The organism is Nocardia sp. AB354 (assembly GCF_049538315.1).
GTDB classification, from domain to species: Bacteria; Actinomycetota; Actinomycetes; order Mycobacteriales; family Mycobacteriaceae; genus Nocardia; species Nocardia nova.
On sequence record NZ_JBMVFU010000075.1, the window covers coordinates 1 to 634 of the forward strand.

A 634-nucleotide genomic window follows, 5' to 3' on the forward strand; every position below is an offset into this window, starting at 1 on the left:
TCTCGGCGACGGCAGCGGGACCGCCGCCGCACCCGCACCGTCATCGGCGCCTGTTCCGCAGACCCAGCCCGCATCGGCACGGCAGAGCATCGAGCAGCAGCCGGAACCGGCCGACATCGCATCGAAACGACGGCAGACCGCGCCACATCCCGGCCCGTCCCCTGCCGACGCGGCGCCAGCGGGGTCTGTTGCGTCCTCCGCCGCAGATACCGTCCGCCGCAAATCCTCACCGCTGGCGCGCAAGATCGCGCAGGAACTCGGTGTCGACATCGCGACCGTCACCGGGACCGGCCCCGGCGGACGCATCACCCGACTCGATGTCGAAAATGCGCATGCGGCAGGCACTTCCGACGACGCGCACGCTGTCGCCGCATCGAAAGCCGCGGAACCGGGCACCCCCGGCACCTCGGCCTCCGGCGACTACGACGAGATCCCCCTGACCACCATCCAGCGCGTCTCCGCCAACCGCCTCACCGAGAGCAAACAGCAGGCGCCACACATCTATCTGACCAGCGCCGTCGACGTCACCGAACTCCTGGCCTTCCGCGCCCGGATCAACGAGTCACTCGCCGACACCGGGGCCGGCAAGGTCAGCGTCAACGATCTGCTGGTCAAAGCCGTCGCCACCGCACTC

Annotated in this window: 1 protein-coding gene; it reads left to right on the forward strand. The window is 69.7% G+C overall.

What is annotated here, in order from left to right:
• Nucleotides 1-634, forward strand: a 634-nt coding sequence (locus ACPCUW_RS35150) for a 2-oxo acid dehydrogenase subunit E2 (protein ID WP_423429695.1), incomplete at both ends; no start/stop codon positions are given.